This window comes from uncultured Nocardioides sp., from assembly GCF_902805925.1.
Taxonomy (GTDB): domain Bacteria; phylum Actinomycetota; class Actinomycetes; order Propionibacteriales; family Nocardioidaceae; genus Nocardioides.
The window spans coordinates 1-15,403 of sequence record NZ_CADCUP010000217.1 but is presented as its reverse complement, the minus strand read 5'-3'; the positions used below and the strand labels follow the sequence as shown (position 1 = coordinate 15,403).

At 71.2% G+C, this 15,403-nt stretch carries 14 protein-coding genes, 2 tRNA genes and 1 other RNA gene; 13 read left to right on the top strand and 4 right to left on the bottom strand.

All coding sequences use genetic code 11. The features are described 5' to 3' along the window. Positions 1 to 85: 85 nt before the first annotated feature. The gene (locus tag QZX64_RS15865; RefSeq protein ID WP_295661702.1) at positions 86 to 1,489 is read left to right on the top strand and encodes a type VII secretion protein EccB; all 1,404 of its coding nucleotides are present in this window, start codon (positions 86 to 88) and stop codon (positions 1,487 to 1,489) included. Further along, positions 1,486 to 2,700 (top strand): S8 family serine peptidase, encoded by a 1,215-nt coding sequence (locus QZX64_RS15860; RefSeq protein WP_295661699.1) that lies wholly within the window; start codon positions 1,486 to 1,488, stop codon positions 2,698 to 2,700. The genes QZX64_RS15865 and QZX64_RS15860 overlap by 4 nt, the downstream gene beginning before the upstream one ends. A gap of 75 nt (positions 2,701 to 2,775) precedes the next feature. On the opposite strand, the gene QZX64_RS15855 is transcribed toward QZX64_RS15860, so the two are convergent. Further along, positions 2,776 to 2,864, bottom strand: a tRNA-Ser gene (locus QZX64_RS15855). A gap of 92 nt (positions 2,865 to 2,956) precedes the next feature. Between QZX64_RS15855 and ffs the strand changes: the two genes are divergently transcribed. From ffs to QZX64_RS15820, 7 genes are all read left to right on the top strand, one after another. Then, an RNA gene (ffs, locus tag QZX64_RS15850) (signal recognition particle sRNA small type) lies at positions 2,957 to 3,047 on the top strand. Between the two features lie 87 nt (positions 3,048 to 3,134). Continuing rightward, positions 3,135 to 5,171, top strand: coding sequence for a DNA polymerase III subunit gamma and tau (locus QZX64_RS15845; protein WP_295661696.1), 2,037 nt, complete (start codon positions 3,135 to 3,137; stop codon positions 5,169 to 5,171). Between the two features lie 49 nt (positions 5,172 to 5,220). After that, positions 5,221 to 5,574, top strand: a complete 354-nt coding sequence (locus QZX64_RS15840; protein ID WP_295661693.1) for a YbaB/EbfC family nucleoid-associated protein — start codon at positions 5,221 to 5,223, stop codon at positions 5,572 to 5,574. 2 nt (positions 5,575 to 5,576) lie between these two features. Further along, positions 5,577 to 6,176, top strand: a complete 600-nt coding sequence (recR, locus tag QZX64_RS15835) for a recombination mediator RecR (RefSeq protein ID WP_295661690.1) — start codon at positions 5,577 to 5,579, stop codon at positions 6,174 to 6,176. Next, entirely contained in the window at positions 6,169 to 6,759 is a 591-nt protein-coding gene (locus QZX64_RS15830; protein ID WP_295661687.1) for a DUF5063 domain-containing protein, read from the top strand. Before recR ends, QZX64_RS15830 begins: the two co-directional genes overlap by 8 nt. A gap of 65 nt (positions 6,760 to 6,824) precedes the next feature. Further along, positions 6,825 to 8,108, top strand: a complete 1,284-nt coding sequence (locus QZX64_RS15825) for an aspartate kinase (protein ID WP_295661684.1) — start codon at positions 6,825 to 6,827, stop codon at positions 8,106 to 8,108. A gap of 2 nt (positions 8,109 to 8,110) precedes the next feature. Further along, entirely contained in the window at positions 8,111 to 9,154 is a 1,044-nt protein-coding gene (locus tag QZX64_RS15820) for an aspartate-semialdehyde dehydrogenase (protein WP_295661680.1), read from the top strand. 6 nt (positions 9,155 to 9,160) lie between these two features. On the opposite strand, the gene QZX64_RS15815 is transcribed toward QZX64_RS15820, so the two are convergent. After that, the gene (locus QZX64_RS15815) at positions 9,161 to 9,391 is read right to left on the bottom strand and encodes a hypothetical protein (RefSeq protein WP_295661678.1); all 231 of its coding nucleotides are present in this window, start codon (positions 9,389 to 9,391) and stop codon (positions 9,161 to 9,163) included. 114 nt (positions 9,392 to 9,505) lie between these two features. On the opposite strand from QZX64_RS15815, the gene QZX64_RS15810 reads away from it, so the two are divergent. The 4 genes from QZX64_RS15810 (at position 9,506) to QZX64_RS15795 (ending at position 13,966) form a co-directional block, all read left to right on the top strand. Further along, complete coding sequence (locus tag QZX64_RS15810) at positions 9,506 to 10,831, top strand: ABC transporter substrate-binding protein (RefSeq protein WP_295661675.1); 1,326 nt, start codon at positions 9,506 to 9,508, stop codon at positions 10,829 to 10,831. Beyond that, positions 10,828 to 11,742, top strand: coding sequence for a carbohydrate ABC transporter permease (locus tag QZX64_RS15805; protein ID WP_295661673.1), 915 nt, complete (start codon positions 10,828 to 10,830; stop codon positions 11,740 to 11,742). Before QZX64_RS15810 ends, QZX64_RS15805 begins: the two co-directional genes overlap by 4 nt. A 1-nt stretch (position 11,743) precedes the next feature. Further along, positions 11,744 to 12,562 (top strand): carbohydrate ABC transporter permease, encoded by an 819-nt coding sequence (locus tag QZX64_RS15800; protein ID WP_295661670.1) that lies wholly within the window; start codon positions 11,744 to 11,746, stop codon positions 12,560 to 12,562. 177 nt (positions 12,563 to 12,739) lie between these two features. Next, positions 12,740 to 13,966, top strand: coding sequence for an IS481 family transposase (locus QZX64_RS15795; RefSeq protein WP_295661667.1), 1,227 nt, complete (start codon positions 12,740 to 12,742; stop codon positions 13,964 to 13,966). Between the two features lie 55 nt (positions 13,967 to 14,021). Here QZX64_RS15795 and QZX64_RS15790 read toward each other — a convergent pair. After that, positions 14,022 to 14,095, bottom strand: a tRNA-Pro gene (locus QZX64_RS15790). A gap of 81 nt (positions 14,096 to 14,176) precedes the next feature. Continuing rightward, positions 14,177 to 14,890, bottom strand: a complete 714-nt coding sequence (locus QZX64_RS15785; RefSeq protein WP_295661664.1) for a hypothetical protein — start codon at positions 14,888 to 14,890, stop codon at positions 14,177 to 14,179. Positions 14,891 to 15,403: the final 513 nt, after the last annotated feature.

The following is a 15,403-nucleotide window of genomic DNA, read 5'->3' as shown; positions in this document are numbered from 1 at the left end:
GTCGAGAGCACCGCGCTGCTGTCCCTGCTCCCGCTGCTCGTCGTCGCGGTCGGGCTGTTCGACAGGATCCGGGGCTGATCGGCCGATGTCCACGAAGAAGGACCTCGTCGAGGCGTGCTCCTTCAGCCGACGCCGCCTCGTCACCGCGTTCCTCTCGGGCGCTCCCGGCGGTCGTGAGGTCGAGCCCACCGAGCCGACCCGCGGCATCGTCGGCGGCATCGCCCTGGCCGTGCTGCTGTGCGCCGGTGCCGCCATCGCGGGGTTCCTGGGTGGCCGGCCGAACTCGAGCTGGCTCGACAAGGGCAGCTTCGTGATCTCCAAGGACACCGGCGAGCAGTACGTCGTGCTGCGCGACGGCGAGGACCCGATCATCCAGCGCGTCCCCAACTTCGTCTCCGCCCAGCTGCTCCTCGGCAGCTCGAAGCCGGACGTCTACTCCGTCAGGGACAAGTACATCCGCGACGTGCGCCTCGGCGAGGACCTCGGCATCGAGCGTGCTCCCGCGGGCCTGCCGGCGACCTCCGAGCTCATCGAGTCGGGGTGGACCGCCTGCACCGCGGACGGCGCGGGCATCAAGCTGAACGTCGACGAGACCCCGCAGGTGCGGCCCGCTCCCGGAGCGGCGTTCGCGGTCACGACCGGAGACGGCGCCGTCTGGCTCGTCGCCGCCTCGCCCGAGGGCAAGGCCCACCGCTTCGCCATGCCCAGCGACCCGACGGCCCTCTCCAGCCTGCTGGACTCCCTCGGCTTCGCTGCCAGCAGCCAGGCGCCGGTCGTCGACCAGAGCTGGCTCAACCTGTTCACCCCCGGCCCGGAGCTCGGGCGGGAGGCGTTCGGCGTGACACAGGCCGGGCAGCCGGCCGACTACCCGGGGCTGCGCACCGACCTGTTGGGCCACCGCGTGGGTGACCTGCTGCACAACGAGCAGGGCTACTACCTGCTCGCCGACGAGGCGCCGCAGAGGCTGTCCGACTTCGCCGGGCTGGTCTACCAGGCCGTCGGCGCGCCGCGGCAGGAGCTGCCGTCCGCGCTGCAGGCCGACCTCGACGCCCCGGTCGTGCCCGAGGAGTGGCCGCAGACCACCCCGAGCGGGGTCCAGGGCGGCCAGATGTGCGGCGTCCTGACCGGCGACGAGGAGGGCGGCACCTACGTCGCCCTGGGCGCCGACCCCCTCGAGGACGCCTCGGCCGAGGACATCGGGGCCGGCGCCCACGACGTCGACGTGGACCCCTCGGGCGGGGCCTACGTCCTCTCCGGCGGTGACGGGGTCACCACCGGCGGCAGTGGCGACGGCTCCCCGGTCGTCGTCGACGCCAAGGGCGCGAGGTACGCCCTCATCGGCCCCCTGGTCGCCGACTACATCGGGTACGGCGGCTTCGCCGCGCCGGTCGTCCCCGACGCGTGGCTGGAGTTCTTCGACGAGGGCGTCGACCTGTCGGTCAACCGCGCGCGCCGGGTGGCGGAGAACGCCCCGGACGCCGCGTCGTGAGGCGCGCGACCGCGGGCCCGCTGGTCGCGCTGCTGGGCTCGCTGGCGCTCGTGCCCAGCACCGCGCCCGCGTCGTACGCCGAGGGTGAGGACCCCTGCGACAAGGGGATCATCGCGGAGTCGGAGCGCACCGCCGACACCAGGGCCCGCACCAGCGAGCCGCTGGTGCGCATGCACGTGCCCGAGGCGCAGGCGATCACCCGGGGCTCCGGGGTCACGGTGGCCGTGGTCGACAGCGGCGTCGGCACGGGCCTGGGCATCGACGTCGTCTCCGTGGCGGTGCGGGGGCTGCAGCCGACCCTGCTGTCGGGGCACGGCACGATCGTGGCGGGGCTCATCGCGGGACCCGACGGGGTGGCTCCGCGGGCGCGCATCCTCTCGATGCGCGTGCTCGACAAGGACGACCCGGACCCGCAGCGGGGCGAGCGCGGCGTCTCCTCGGCACTGCTGGCCCAGGGCATCGACCTGCTCGTCGCGCAGCACCGCACCGATCCCTTCGACGTCGTCAACATCTCACTGGCCGTGCGCGAGGACGACCCGGTGCTCGCCCGGGCGATGAGGAGGCTGACGAGGCTCGACGTCGTGGTCGTGGCCGCGAGCGGCGACGTCTCCACCGACGACGACTCCCTGGAGCCGCCCACCAGTGACGCCGACGTCTTCCCTGCCGACTACCCCGGCGTGCTGGTCGTCAACGCGATCGGGGACTCGACCACCTCCGACGTGCGCGGAGCCGTGCTGCCCAACGCCGTGACCGACGTCGCGGCGCCGACCGCCGGCGCCCTGTCGGTCAACCTGAACGGCCAGCGCTGCCAGATCGGCGAGGAGGTCGCGACGTCGTACGCCGCGGCCGAGGTGAGCGGGGTGGTGGCCCTGCTGCGCTCCCGCTTCCCGAAGGAGTCGGCCCGCCAGGTCGTGGCCCGGCTGGTGCGCACCGCCGAGGGCGCCGAGGGCACCGGCAACCCCTGGACCGGCGCCGGCGTGGTGCAGGCCGCCGACGCCCTCACCCGCGTGCTGGAGCCGTCGAGGAAGGGCGAGACCGCTGTCACCGCCGCGGGAACCGGCGTCGACGCGCAGGCGCCGCCCGCCCCCGAGCGCGTGGACGCCTACGGGCCCTCGCGCGCGATGCTGATGTGGGTCGCGCTGGGCGCGGGGTCGCTGCTCGCCCTGGCGCTGATGCTGCGGCCCCTGTTCCGGCGTACGCCGTCCGGCTGAGGCTCACGGGCCCCGGCCCGGAGGGCCCGGGACGGCGACGAGGCGGCGCCGGGACCGGCGCCGCCTCGTGCCGAGTGGCGGAGGATAGGGGATTCGAACCCCTGAGGGCTGTTAACCCAACCCGCTTTCCAAGCGAGCGCCATAGGCCACTAGGCGAATCCTCCGCCGAGGAGATTACCGGTCGGGTCGCCGTCCGCCGAATTCGCCCCGGTGGCCCGGCTTTGGAGTGCCCGGCGGGCTCACCTAGACTCCTGCCAACCCCCCGCGTGGCGGCATCTTGCCGAACTCCCCCAGGGCCGGAAGGCAGCAAGGGTAGGCGAGCTCTGTCGGGTGCGCGGGGGGCCTCTGCATCTCCGGACGCGCCTGCCCGGGAGGTGGGGCGGGGGACCGGGCGGCCGGTGGTCGGTGTCGGCGCGGGTGGTTAGGGTTCAGGAGTGGACTCACCCCTCGCTCTCTACCGCCGCTACCGGCCCGAGACGTTCGCCCAGGTCATCGGCCAGGACCACGTCACCGGGCCGCTGCGCAACGCGCTGAGGCACGACCGGGTCAACCACGCCTACCTCTTCTCCGGCCCGCGCGGGTGCGGCAAGACCACCTCGGCCCGCATCCTGGCCCGCAGCCTGAACTGCGCGCAGGCACCCGTCGCCGATCCCTGCGGGGAGTGCGACAGCTGCCGCGAGCTGGCCACCGGAGGCAGCGGCTCCATCGACGTCATCGAGATCGACGCGGCGTCGCACGGCGGCGTGGACGACGCACGCGACCTGCGCGAGAAGGCCTTCTTCGCGCCCGTGCGCGACCGCTACAAGATCTACATCATCGACGAGGCGCACATGGTCTCCCCGCAGGGCTTCAACGCCCTGCTCAAGCTGGTCGAGGAGCCACCGGCGCACCTGCGGTTCATCTTCGCCACCACCGAGCCCGAGAAGGTCCTGCCGACCATCCGCTCGCGGACCCACCACTACCCCTTCCGGCTCATCCCGCCGCGGATGCTCTCCGACCACCTCTCCCAGCTCTGCGAGAGCGAGGGCGTGGCGATCGAGCCCGCCGCCCTGCCCCTGGTGGTCCGGGCCGGCGGCGGGTCGGCCCGCGACACCCTCTCGGTGCTCGACCAGCTGATGGGCGGCGCCGGCCAGGACGGCGTCACCCACGAGCTGGCCACCGCGCTGCTGGGCTTCACCCCCGACACCCTGCTCGACGAGGTCATCGACGCCTTCGCCGCCGCCGACGGCGCGGCGGTCTTCGGTGTCGTCGACAAGGTCGTCGAGACCGGTCAGGACCCGCGCCGCTTCACCGAGGACCTCCTGCGGCGCCTGCGCGACCTCGTCGTGGTCGCGGCGGTGCCCGACGCGCCCGTCACCGGGCTCATCGACGTGCCGCGTGACCAGGGCGAGCGGCTGACCGCGCAGGCTGCCCGCTTCGGTGCCCACGACCTGTCCCGTGCCGCCGACCTCGTCGCCGCCGGCCTCACCGAGATGCGCGGCGCCACCGCGCCCCGGCTCCTCCTCGAGCTGATCTGCGCCCGGGTGCTGCTGCCCGGTGCCGACCACACCACCGACGGCGTGCTGGCCCGGCTCGACCGTCTCGAGAAGCGGGCGTCCATCGTGGGCACCGGCCCGACGACCGGTGCCACCACGGCCGAGGCGCCCATGCCGGCGCCGCGAGCGCGACCCGAGCCGGAGCCGGTGGTCCAGCAGGCGGCGCCACCCCAGCCCGCCTCGGAGCCGGCGGAGTCGGAGCGCGTCGGCGAGCGCCCGGCGGCCCCGGCTGCCACCCCTGCCGAGGCGGTCGTCGAGGCGGTTGTCGAGGCGGTGGGCGGGCCGTCGGGCGGGCTGAGCCTGGTCGACGTACGCCGCCTGTGGCCCGACATCGTCGAGGCGACCAAGCTGCGGCGGCGGGTGGCCTGGATGCACCTGACCCAGAACTCCCAGGTGCTGGCCCTCGAGGGCCGCACCCTCACCCTCGGCTTCACCAGTGCCGGCGCGCGCGACTCCTTCGTGGGCGGCGGCTGCGACGAGATCCTGCGCCAGGCGGCCATCGACGTGGTGGGCGCCGACTGGAAGGTCGAGGCCATCGTCGACCCCGGGGCCCAGCCGACGCCCGCACCGACCGTCGTGCGGCCTGCGACCGGCCGGCCGCCGGACCCGACCCCCGCGCCTGAGGCGCCCGAGCGGCAGGCGCCGACCGAGGCGCCCGACTGGGCCCGCGACGAGCAGGCCCCGGTGGCGCCCCGCAGCACCGCGCCCACCGCCCCGGCGCGCACCCACGACCCCGAGTCGGTCGCGGCGGCGCGGGAGGCGATCCTGGCAACTCGCACGCCCGGCGCCGAGGCGGCCGGTGAGGACCCACGCAGGCTGGCCGACGCCGCGGCCCACCCCGACGACCCCGACGCCGACACCAACGGTCTCGCCGGCACCGAGCTGCTCCAGCGCACGCTGGGCGCCCAGGTGATCGAGGAGATCCCGCACACCTAGCGCCACCCCTCCAGCACCTCCACCCACGACCCGGACGGCAGGACACGACATGACCCAGGACCCCGGCAACCTCCTCGGCGGCGAGGGCGGCTTCGACATGAACGCGCTGCTCGCCCAGGCCCAGCAGATGCAGGAGCAGCTGACGCAGGCCCAGGAGCAGCTGCACACGATGACCGTCGAGGGCACCGTCGCCGGTGGCGCCGTCACCGTGACGACCAACGGCGTCGGCGAGCTGGTGTCGGTCGACATCAGGAGCGGCCAGTTCGACGGCACCTCCGAGGACGACCTCGCCGACCTCGGCGACATGGTGGTGGCCGCCTACCGCGACGCCAAGGCCAAGGCAGACGCCCTCGCCTCCGACGCCCTGGGGCCGCTCGCCGGCGGCCTCCCTGGATCGGCCTGACGTTGTACGAAGGCATCGTCCAGGACCTCATCGACGAGCTCGGCAGGCTGCCGGGCGTGGGGCCCAAGAGCGCGCAGCGCATCGCCTTCCACCTGCTCCAGGCCGAGCCCACCGACGTACGCCGCCTCGCCGACGTGCTGGTGGAGGTCAAGGCGAAGGTGAAGTTCTGCTCGACCTGCTTCAACGTGTCGCAGGCCGAGCAGTGCCGGATCTGCTCGGACCCGCGTCGCGAGCCGAGCGTGCTGTGCGTCGTGGAGGAGTACAAGGACGTCGTGGCGATCGAGCGCACCCGCGAGTTCCGCGGCCGCTACCACGTGCTCGGCGGGGCCATCTCGCCCATCGACGGCGTCGGCCCCGACCAGCTGCGCATCCGTGAGCTGATGATGCGCCTGGCCGACGGCGTCGTCATGGAGGTCATCCTGGCCACCGACCCCAACCTCGAGGGGGAGGCCACCGCGACGTATCTCACGCGGATGCTCAGGCCGCTGGGGTTGCGCGTGACGCGGTTGGCTAGTGGACTTCCCGTAGGAGGGGATCTCGAGTACGCCGACGAGGTCACCCTGGGGCGCGCATTCGCTGGGAGGCGATCGGCAGATGACTGACATCACGGACACCGGGCTCGAGGAGTTCGCCGGGCAGATCAAGGACCAGGTCGAGTCCTTCCTGCTCGCTGTCCGCGCGATCGCCGTCGAGGCCGACGGCCCCCGCTCCATCTCCCTGCTGCTGCTGGAGATGAGCCAGATCTCGCTCGCGGGGGCCCGGCTGGGCGCCCAGGTCGACTTCGACCCCGAGGGCGAGTACCAGCCCGACGTGGGCCCCGAGCTCGACCTCGACGACGTGCGCCTGCGCCTGGCCGACATCCTCGGCGAGATCGACACCTACAGCTTCGTCTTCGACCCCTACCTGCCCGAGGTGGTCGAGAGCCAGCTCTCCGACGACATCATCAGCATCGCCACCGACCTCGAGAACGGCATGCGCCACTACAACGCCGGCCACATCTCCGAGGCCCTGTGGTGGTGGCAGTTCTCCTACGTCTCCTCGTGGGGCAACCTGGCCGGCGCGGCGCTCAACGCCCTGTGGTCGGTGGTCTCCCACGACCGGCTCGACGCCGAGTTCACCGGCGAGGACGAGGTCGTGGCCGTTGCGAATGAGATGTTGGAGGGGGTCGACCCCGCCGCTCGGTAGACTCGGGGCGGCGTCGCCGGGGGTGCGACGGATCCTGACCAGTCGAGCCGCGAGGGTGGTTGTCCGTGGGCATTGTCGTGCAGAAGTACGGCGGGTCGTCCCTCGCCGACGCGACTGCCGTCAAGCGGGTGGCTGCTCGCATCGTGGAGAGCAGGAGGGCCGGCCACGACGTGGTCGTCGCCGTCTCGGCGATGGGCGACAGCACCGACGACCTGCTCGAGCTCGCCGAGGGCGTGAGCCCCGAGCCACCCGCGCGCGAGCTCGACATGCTCCTCACCGCCGGCGAGCGGATCTCGATGGCCCTGGTGGCCATGGCGATCTCCGACCTCGGCTGCACCGCCCGCAGCTTCACCGGCTCGCAGGCCGGTGTCATCACCGACTCGGTGCACGGCAAGGCCAAGATCATCGACGTCACCCCCGGGCGCATCTCCTCGGCGCTCGCCGACGGCCACATCGTCATCGTGGCGGGCTTCCAGGGCGTCAGCCAGGACACCAAGGAGATCACCACCCTCGGCCGAGGCGGCACCGACACCACGGCGGTCGCGCTGGCCGCCGCGCTGGGCGCCGACTTCTGCGAGATCTACACCGACGTCGACGGCGTCTTCACCGCCGACCCGCGGATCGTGCCGAGCGCCCGCAAGCTCGACCGGGTCTCCTCGGAGGAGATGCTGGAGCTCGCCGCGAGCGGCGCCAAGATCCTGCACCTGCGGTGCGTCGAGTACGCCCGCCGCTACGACATCCCGATCCACGTCCGCTCGTCGTTCAGCGAGCTGGAGGGCACCTGGGTGCTGCCGGCGAGCGCGATGGTCGACGACCAAGGAGAAGCCATGGAACAGGCCATCATCGCCGGTGTCGCCCACGACGTGAGCGAGGCGAAGATCACCGTCGTCGGCGTGCCCGACAAGGTCGGCGAGGCGGCGCGCATCTTCGAGAAGCTGGCTGCCGCGCAGATCAACCTCGACATGATCGTGCAGAACGTCTCGGCCGCCGCGACCAACCTCACCGACATCTCCTTCACGCTGCCGCGCACCGACGGCCAGACGGCGATGCAGGCGCTCGCCGAGCTGCAGGCCGAGATCGGCTTCGAGTCGCTGGTCTACGACGACAAGGTCGGCAAGATCTCCCTCGTCGGCGCGGGCATGCGCTCGCACCCCGGCGTGAGCGCGAAGTTCTTCTCGGCGATCGCCTCGGCGGGGGTCAACATCGACATGATCTCCACCTCGGAGATCCGCATCTCGGTCGTGGTCTCGGAGGCCGACGTCGACGCCGCGGTGGGCTCGGTGCACACCGCGTTCGACCTCGACGCAGCAGAGGTCGAGGCCGTCGTCTACGGCGGGACGGGAAGGTAGTCATGGGACACCGCATCGGCATCGTGGGAGCCACCGGTCAGGTCGGGGTGGCCGTGCGCCAGATCCTGCTCGAGCGGGAGCTGCCCCTCGACGAGATCCGCTTCTTCGCCTCGCCCCGCTCGGCCGGCACGGTGCTGCCCTTCGGCGACCGGGACGTGACGGTCGAGGACGCCTCGACCGCCGACCCCTCGGGGCTCGACATCGCCATCTTCTCAGCGGGCGCCGGGACGTCGCGGGCGCTGGCGCCGGCCTTCGCGGCCGCGGGCGTGACCGTGATCGACAACTCCTCGGCCTTCCGGATGGACCCCGACGTGCCGCTGGTGGTGGCCGAGGTCAACCCGCAGGCGATCCTCGAGGCCCGCAAGGGCATCATCGCCAACCCCAACTGCACCACGATGGCCGCGATGCCGGTGCTCAAGCCGCTGCACGACGAGGCCGGGCTCCAGCGCCTGGTCGTGTCGTCGTACCAGGCCGTCTCGGGCTCGGGCGTGGCCGGCGTCGAGGAGCTCGCGAGCGGGGTCGAGGCGGCCGGCGACAAGGCCCGCGAGCTCGCCTACGACGGTGCCGCCGTGAGCTTCCCGGAGCCCGACAAGTACGTCGACACCATCGCCTACAACGTGCTGCCGCTGGCCGGCTCGGTCGTCGACGACGGGTCGAACGAGACCGACGAGGAGAAGAAGCTGCGCAACGAGTCGCGCAAGATCCTCGGCCTGCCCGACCTCCGGGTCTCCGGCATCTGTGTGCGCGTGCCGGTCTTCACCGGCCACTCGCTCGCGATCAACGCCGAGTTCGAGCGCGCGATGACGCCGGCCCGCGCCGCCGAGCTGCTCGCGACCGCGCCGGGTGTCGAGCTGCGCGAGGTGCCCACGCCGTTGCACGCCGCGGGCAGGGACCCGTCGTACGTCGGGCGGATCCGTCACGATCCCGGCGTCGACGACGACCGCGGGCTGGCGCTCTTCATCAGCAACGACAACCTGCGCAAGGGCGCGGCGCTCAACACCGTGCAGCTCGCCGAGCTGGTCGGCACGCTCGACGACCGGGCCTGAGGTCTCTCAGCGGTCCTCGGGTGGGCCCTCGGGCGACTCCGGGCCGGTGGTCGGCACGGTGCGCGTCGGTGTCGTCTCGTCGGCGCCGGGGCGGCGGGGGTCGTCGGGCACCGGCGTCCGCGGTGCCACCTCGGGCGCTTCCTCCGAGGCGGTGGCACCGGCCTGCTCGCGTCCGCGGCGCAGACCGGACGGGGGCGGCTCGAGCGACGGTCCGTCGGGTGACTTGTCCTCAGGCATGCGGTCGAGTCTGCCACGTGGAGGGGTGCCGGACCCCTCCGCGGGGGCCTCGGAAACGCCGTCCATTGTCGATCCATATCGTGGACTAACCGTCCGGCGGGCTACCGTCAGGGCATGCACCTCGTATCGCGCGGCTCCTCGACCCGTGTCCCCGCCTCGCCCACGCTCGGCCGACGTGGCTTCGTGCAGCTCCTCGGAGCGGCCGGAGCGGTCTCCCTGGCCGGCTGCGCCGGTCCGGGATCCGACGACCCCGGTCGCCAGTCGACAGCCGCCTCCCTGGACGCCGACGCCTCGGGCGACGTCATCTTCTCGCACTGGCGGGCCGAGGACCAGTCGGTCTTCGACGAGCTGCTGGCGCGGTTCGCCGAGACCTATCCCGACGTCGAGCTCACCCAGGACATCGCGCCGTCGGCCGACTACCAGGCGAGCGCCCTGCAACGGCTGCGCAACGGCGACAGCGGTGACGCGTTCTCCACCTTCCGCGGGGCGCAGTTCAACGCCTTCGCCGAGGCAGGTGTCTACTCCGACCTCGGCGACCTCGACCTCGTCGGCAGCTACCCCGACGAGCTCGCGACCATCGGCCAGTCCGACGGCAAGCAGCTGGCGGTGCCCTACCAGGTCGTGTTCCTCGACCCGGTCGTCAACCTCGACCTCCTGGAGAAGGCGGGTGTCAGCGAGATCCCGACCGACTGGGACGGCTACCTGGCGATGCTCGACGCCCTGCGCGGCACCGGCGCCGTGCCCTTCGGCTGGCCCGGCGGCGACACGGGCAACCTCGGCCAGCTGGTCAACACGATGGTGATGAACAACGCGCCGGCCGAGGACATGTTCACCCAGGTCGGGGCCGGCGAGCTGAAGCTCACCGACGACTGGTTCGTGACCACCCTGCGTCAGTACGCCGAGCTGGCGCCGTACATGCAGGAGGGGGTGCGCGGCACGCTGCACGACAGCCTGCTGCAGCAGTTCGCCCAGGGCGAGGTGGCCATCATCGCCAGCGGCTCCTACGCCATCGCCCCCTCCCGCGCTGCCGGGGCCGAGTTCCCGATGGACCTGGCTCCGCCCGTGACCGTCGCGGCGGGGGAGGCCCGCTACGTCGGCGTCCACAACGCGACGTTCCTGCTGGGCGTGAACGCGGCGTCGGAGAACCAGGAGGCCGCGGTGGCGTGGGTCGACTTCCTCAGCCAGCCCGAGAACGCCGCCGTCTACGCGAACAGCACCGCGCAGCACGTCGGCGTGGAGGGCGTGACCTACGAGAACGCCGACCTGAAGCGGCTGGAGCGCTGGCTGACCGCCGACACGCTCCTGGCTCCCCGCTTCCAGCTCCTCGACCTGGACGTGCAGGCCGCCGTCGACCAGTCGACGGTCGCCGTCGTGGGCGGCACCTCGCCGGAGCAGGCGGCCGAGGAGGCACAGGCCATCGTCGACCAGCAGATCGGGTGAGCAGCACCCGAGGGCCGGCACGTCGTCGGTGGCCCGGGCTGCGACGCGACGCGCCGTACCTCTGGTTCGTCCTGCCGGCGGTCGTGCTCTACGGCTACTTCTTCGCCCTGCCGGTCCTGCAGGCGTTCCAGTACGCCCTCACGGACTGGGACGGCGTCAGCCCCGACTACGACATGGTCGGCCTGGACAACCTGACCCGCGCGGTCAGCGACGACTCGCTCTTCACCAACGCGCTCACCAACAACCTGACCTTCCTGCTCACGGTGGTCGTGGTCCAGACGCTGGTGTCGCTGCTGCTGGCGGTGCTGCTGGTGCGCAACTCGCGGTCGTCGACGTTCCTGCGTGCGCTGTACTTCGTGCCGGCGATCCTGTCGTCGGTGTCGGTGGCCTTCATCTGGTCGTTCATCTACGAGCCCGGCGACGGGCTGCTCAACCAGGCATGGTCGGCCATCGGCCTGGACGGGATGCGCAGCAGCTACCTGGGAGAGCCCGGGATGGCGATCGTCTACGTCGGCCTGGTCCAGGCGTGGGCGCACATCGGACAGCTCATGATCATCTTCATCGCCGGCCTGCAGCAGATCCCCGGGGAGCTCTACGAGGCGGCGGACCTCGACGGGGCCGGGCGGTGGGGACGCTTCCGCCACGTCACGTGGCCGCTGATCGCCCCGGCCACCGCCATCGTCGTCTCGTACACCACCATCCAGTCGTTCAAGGCGTTCGACCTGATCCTCGGCATGTCCGGCAACCCGCCGTCCCGGTCGCTCGACATCCTGTCCACCCGCCTCTACACCACCTACTCCGACTCCGAGCTGGGCTACGCGGCGGCACAGTCGATCCTGTTCATGGTCATCATCGCCGCCGTCACCGTCCTGCAGCGGCGCGCGCTGCGGCTCACCCGGCAGGAGGGCTGAGATGCCCGGGACCCCCGCCCTCGCCCGCCGCGCGATCCTCGGCGTCTACGCCCTGATCATCGTGGTGCCCCTGCTGGTCGTCGTCCTCGGAGCGTTCAAGAGCCGCCGGCAGCTCGTCGACTCCCCGCTCGGGGTGCCCACCTCGCCCACGGCCGACAACCTCACCCGGGTGCTCTCGACCCAGTCGATGGGCGACGCCTTCCTCAACAGCGTCATCGTCACCGGCGTCGCCGTGCTGGTGTCGCTGTTCCTCTCGAGCCTGGCCGCCTTCGGGCTGGCGCGGATCCGGGGACGCTGGGGATGGGTGGTGTTCGCCTTCCTCGTCGCCGGGCTGGCGGTGCCCGCCCAGACCGCCATCGTCCCGCAGTACGTCCTGTGGCGTCAGCTGGGCCTGCTCAACAGCCTCACCGGCCTGGTCATCGCGGAGGTGGTGGTGACGCTGCCCGTCGCGGTCTTCATCCTCACCGGGTTCATGCGCACCCTCCCCCCGGAGCTGTTCGAGGCGGCGAGCATCGACGGCGCCAGCCCGTGGCGCACCTACCGCAGCGTGGTGCTTCCCCTGTCACGGCCGTCGCTGGCCGCCGCGGCCATCTTCCTGTTCGTCATCACGTGGAACGACCTGCTCTACCCGCTGCTCTTCGTCTCGACCCCCGACAAGCGGACCCTGCCGCTGGTGCTGCTCGGCTTCAAGGGCGAGTTCCTCACCGACTACCCGGTGCTGTTCACCGGCGTCCTCATCGCCTCGGCGCCGCTCGTGGTGATCTATGTGTTCCTCCAGCGCTACTTCGTCGCCGGCCTGACCGCCGGCTCGTCGCGCTGAGCCCGGACACAGCGAAGGTCCGGGCCCCGGTGGGGGTCCGGACCTTCTCCATCTCCTGCGAGATGACACTGTCGGGCTGACAGTGTGCTGGCTCAGCACATCGGAATGGGGTGTCTCACGACATCGGAATAGCGTGTCGCAGGGCATCGGAATAGCCCGGGCCCGACAGGCTCGGCTATGTCGAACTCTTCCAACTCGTCGAAGCGGCGGCTGGTCATCACGGCCGTGCTCGCCGGTTCCAGCCAGTCCGAGGTCGCCCGAACTTATGGTGTGTCCCAGGGGTGGATCAGCCGCCTGATGAAGCTTTACGAGGCTGAGGGCGAGGGGGCGTTCGAGCCCCGCTCCCGGGCCCCGAAGAACTCACCGACCGCGACTCCACCCTCCGCCGTCGAGCTTGTGCTGCGCTTACGCAAGGAGCTCTCCGAAGCCGGCCTCGATGCCGGCGCGGACACCCTCGACTGGCACCTTCAGCATCACCATCAGGTCACGCTGGCCCGGGCCACGATCAACCGGATCCTGGTACGCGCCGGGCAGGTAAGCCCGGACCCGTCCAAGCGACCCAAGAGTTCCTACATCCGCTTCGAAGCCGAGCAGCCCAACGAGACCTGGCAGTCGGACTTCACCCACTACCGGCTCACCCGTCCCGACGGCCGACCCGGTACGGACGTGGAGATCATCAGCTGGCTCGACGACCACTCTCGCTACGCCCTGCATGTGTCCGCACACACCAGGGTCACCACCACGATCGTGAAGAGCACCTTCCGCGAAACCGCAGGTCAGTACGCCATCCCCGCCTCAACATTGACCGACAACGGGATGGTCTACACCGTCCGCCTCGCCGGCTTCGGCCGCCAAGGTGGCCGCAACGGCTTCGAACAGCAGCTCCGCGACTGGCATGTGGTGCAGAAGAACAGCCGACCCAACCACCCCACCACCTGCGGCAAAGCCGAGCGGTTTCAACAGACGATGAAGAAGTGGCTGCGCGCCCAGCCCCTCAAGCCGACCACGATCGTCGAGCTCCAGACGCTGGTCGACCTCTTCGTCGACGAGTACAACCATCGTCGGCCGCACCGTTCATTACCGCACCGGGCCACCCCGGCCACGGTCTACAACGCCCGCCCTAAAGCCGCCCCTGGCGCCGACCGGACCAGTCACACACACGACCGAGTTCGCCACGACAAGATCAGCAAGGCCGGCACCGTCACCCTGCGCATGGCCGGCCAACTGCGCCACATCGGTGTCGGACGAACCTACGCCGGGACCTACGTCATCCTGCTCGTCCAAGACCTCAACGTCCGCATCGTCAACGCCGCCACCGGAGAACTCCTCCGCGAGCTGACCATCGATCCACGCCGCGACTACCAGCCCACCGGCAGACCACCCGGACCCACCAGAAACAAGTAGCCCGGACCTACGAATGTAGGTCCGGGCTATTCCGATGTCCTGAGACATCACACGGTCGGGCTGACAGGATTTGAACCTGCGACCCCTTGACCCCCAGTCAAGTGCGCTACCAAACTGCGCCACAGCCCGCAGCCCGCAAGCCGATCGGTACGACGAGCGAGCGCATGGCACCTTACCTCAGACGATCCGGGCGGTCGGAACCCGTCGCGATCACGGATCGGAGCGAACTTTGGCGCTGTCTGGGGAGCGCATCAGGCTCGACGCGTCCACCGCCTCGAAGGCCGACGCCGGGATCTTCTTCAAGTCGGCGATCAGCCGGTCAGGCCAGTGCGGGCTGCGCTCGCCCTGGAAGTACCACGGCGACCCGTTGTCGGCGAGAACCAGGCCGTAGGTCTTCATCGCCGCGACCACGGTACGTGCGCGTGGGTCTAGTCCGTCCGGCGAGTAGGAGGACCTCAGGCGGAACCTTGCGCCCATCGGTGGGAAGTCGAGACTGTCCTGCGAACCGGCATCGTGACGGGCCGGCCAGAGATGGTGACGGCTCGTGATGTCCGTGGTGAACCGGATCGCGTGGTCGACGTACCCGTCTCGTACCTCGTTCCACCGAAGCAAGCCGGGAAGTATCGGCAGGCCCGCGGCGTCGGCCGAGGTCCAGCCATCCGGGCGCAGTGCGTTGCTGCTCAACGACCACGTGGCTCCGGAGCCTGCGTACCAGTGGTCGTCGCGTCGGTGGGTGTCGAAAGTCTCGTAGAGGCGGCACGTCGAGCGATCCACGACGATTGCGTGCCGGTCGCCATCTGACGCACGTCCGCCCTCGATCAGGGTGTCGCCACCGAGCGGGTACCGCACATGGTCGCTCTCGTCGGCGTACCCGAACCGGACTCGGACCTTGACGTGGTCGCCGGAGACAACGGTGATCGGCATGCCGTAGTCGGGTCCGGCGCCGTACGACGGGCCGAAGTCGGGATGGAGCTGTCGGGACGTCGACATGTGAGAGAGCCAGGCGGCGCTCCGCCCGTGCACCGGCAGGGTACGGATGTCGGCGTGCCAGTAGTTGTCGGCCGGGAAGCTGGAGCACGAGGTGCCCGCGATGGCACTCGGTGCCGACTCACGAACCGGGGCTGCCGAGGATGTGCCGACGGCGAGCGAGATGACTATGGCCGGGGTGAGGAGGAGAGCAACTCGCCGGACGGACATACCAAGCATTGTGGGCGATCGGCCGCCCCGCCGCTGCGAATCGGTGGCACGGGCCCCACCTCGACGCGCACGCGCCACATCTCAACGCGCACGGGCCCCATTTCAACGCGCACGCGCCACATCTCAACGCGCACGGGCCCCATCTCAACGGGGGCGGCTAGCGGCGGTTGCGGTTGCGGTTGCGGGGGCGCTGCTGGACGTGGACGGGCGAGCCGACGAAACCGAACTCCTCGCGCAGCC

What these genes read in the sequence shown, in the direction of transcription:
- QZX64_RS15785 (WP_295661664.1), bottom strand. Translation starts at nt 14,890, where the DNA reads ATGCCGATCACCGTTGTCTCCGGCGACCACGTCAAGGTCCGAGTCCGG.
- QZX64_RS15830 (WP_295661687.1), top strand. Translation starts at nt 6,169, where the DNA reads ATGACTGACATCACGGACACCGGGCTCGAGGAGTTCGCCGGGCAGATC.
- QZX64_RS15815 (WP_295661678.1), bottom strand. Translation starts at nt 9,391, where the DNA reads ATGCCTGAGGACAAGTCACCCGACGGACCGTCGCTCGAGCCGCCCCCG.
- QZX64_RS15800 (WP_295661670.1), top strand. Translation starts at nt 11,744, where the DNA reads ATGCCCGGGACCCCCGCCCTCGCCCGCCGCGCGATCCTCGGCGTCTAC.
- QZX64_RS15795 (WP_295661667.1), top strand. Translation starts at nt 12,740, where the DNA reads ATGTCGAACTCTTCCAACTCGTCGAAGCGGCGGCTGGTCATCACGGCC.
- QZX64_RS15820 (WP_295661680.1), top strand. Translation starts at nt 8,111, where the DNA reads ATGGGACACCGCATCGGCATCGTGGGAGCCACCGGTCAGGTCGGGGTG.
- QZX64_RS15865 (WP_295661702.1), top strand. Translation starts at nt 86, where the DNA reads ATGTCCACGAAGAAGGACCTCGTCGAGGCGTGCTCCTTCAGCCGACGC.
- QZX64_RS15810 (WP_295661675.1), top strand. Translation starts at nt 9,506, where the DNA reads ATGCACCTCGTATCGCGCGGCTCCTCGACCCGTGTCCCCGCCTCGCCC.
- QZX64_RS15840 (WP_295661693.1), top strand. Translation starts at nt 5,221, where the DNA reads ATGACCCAGGACCCCGGCAACCTCCTCGGCGGCGAGGGCGGCTTCGAC.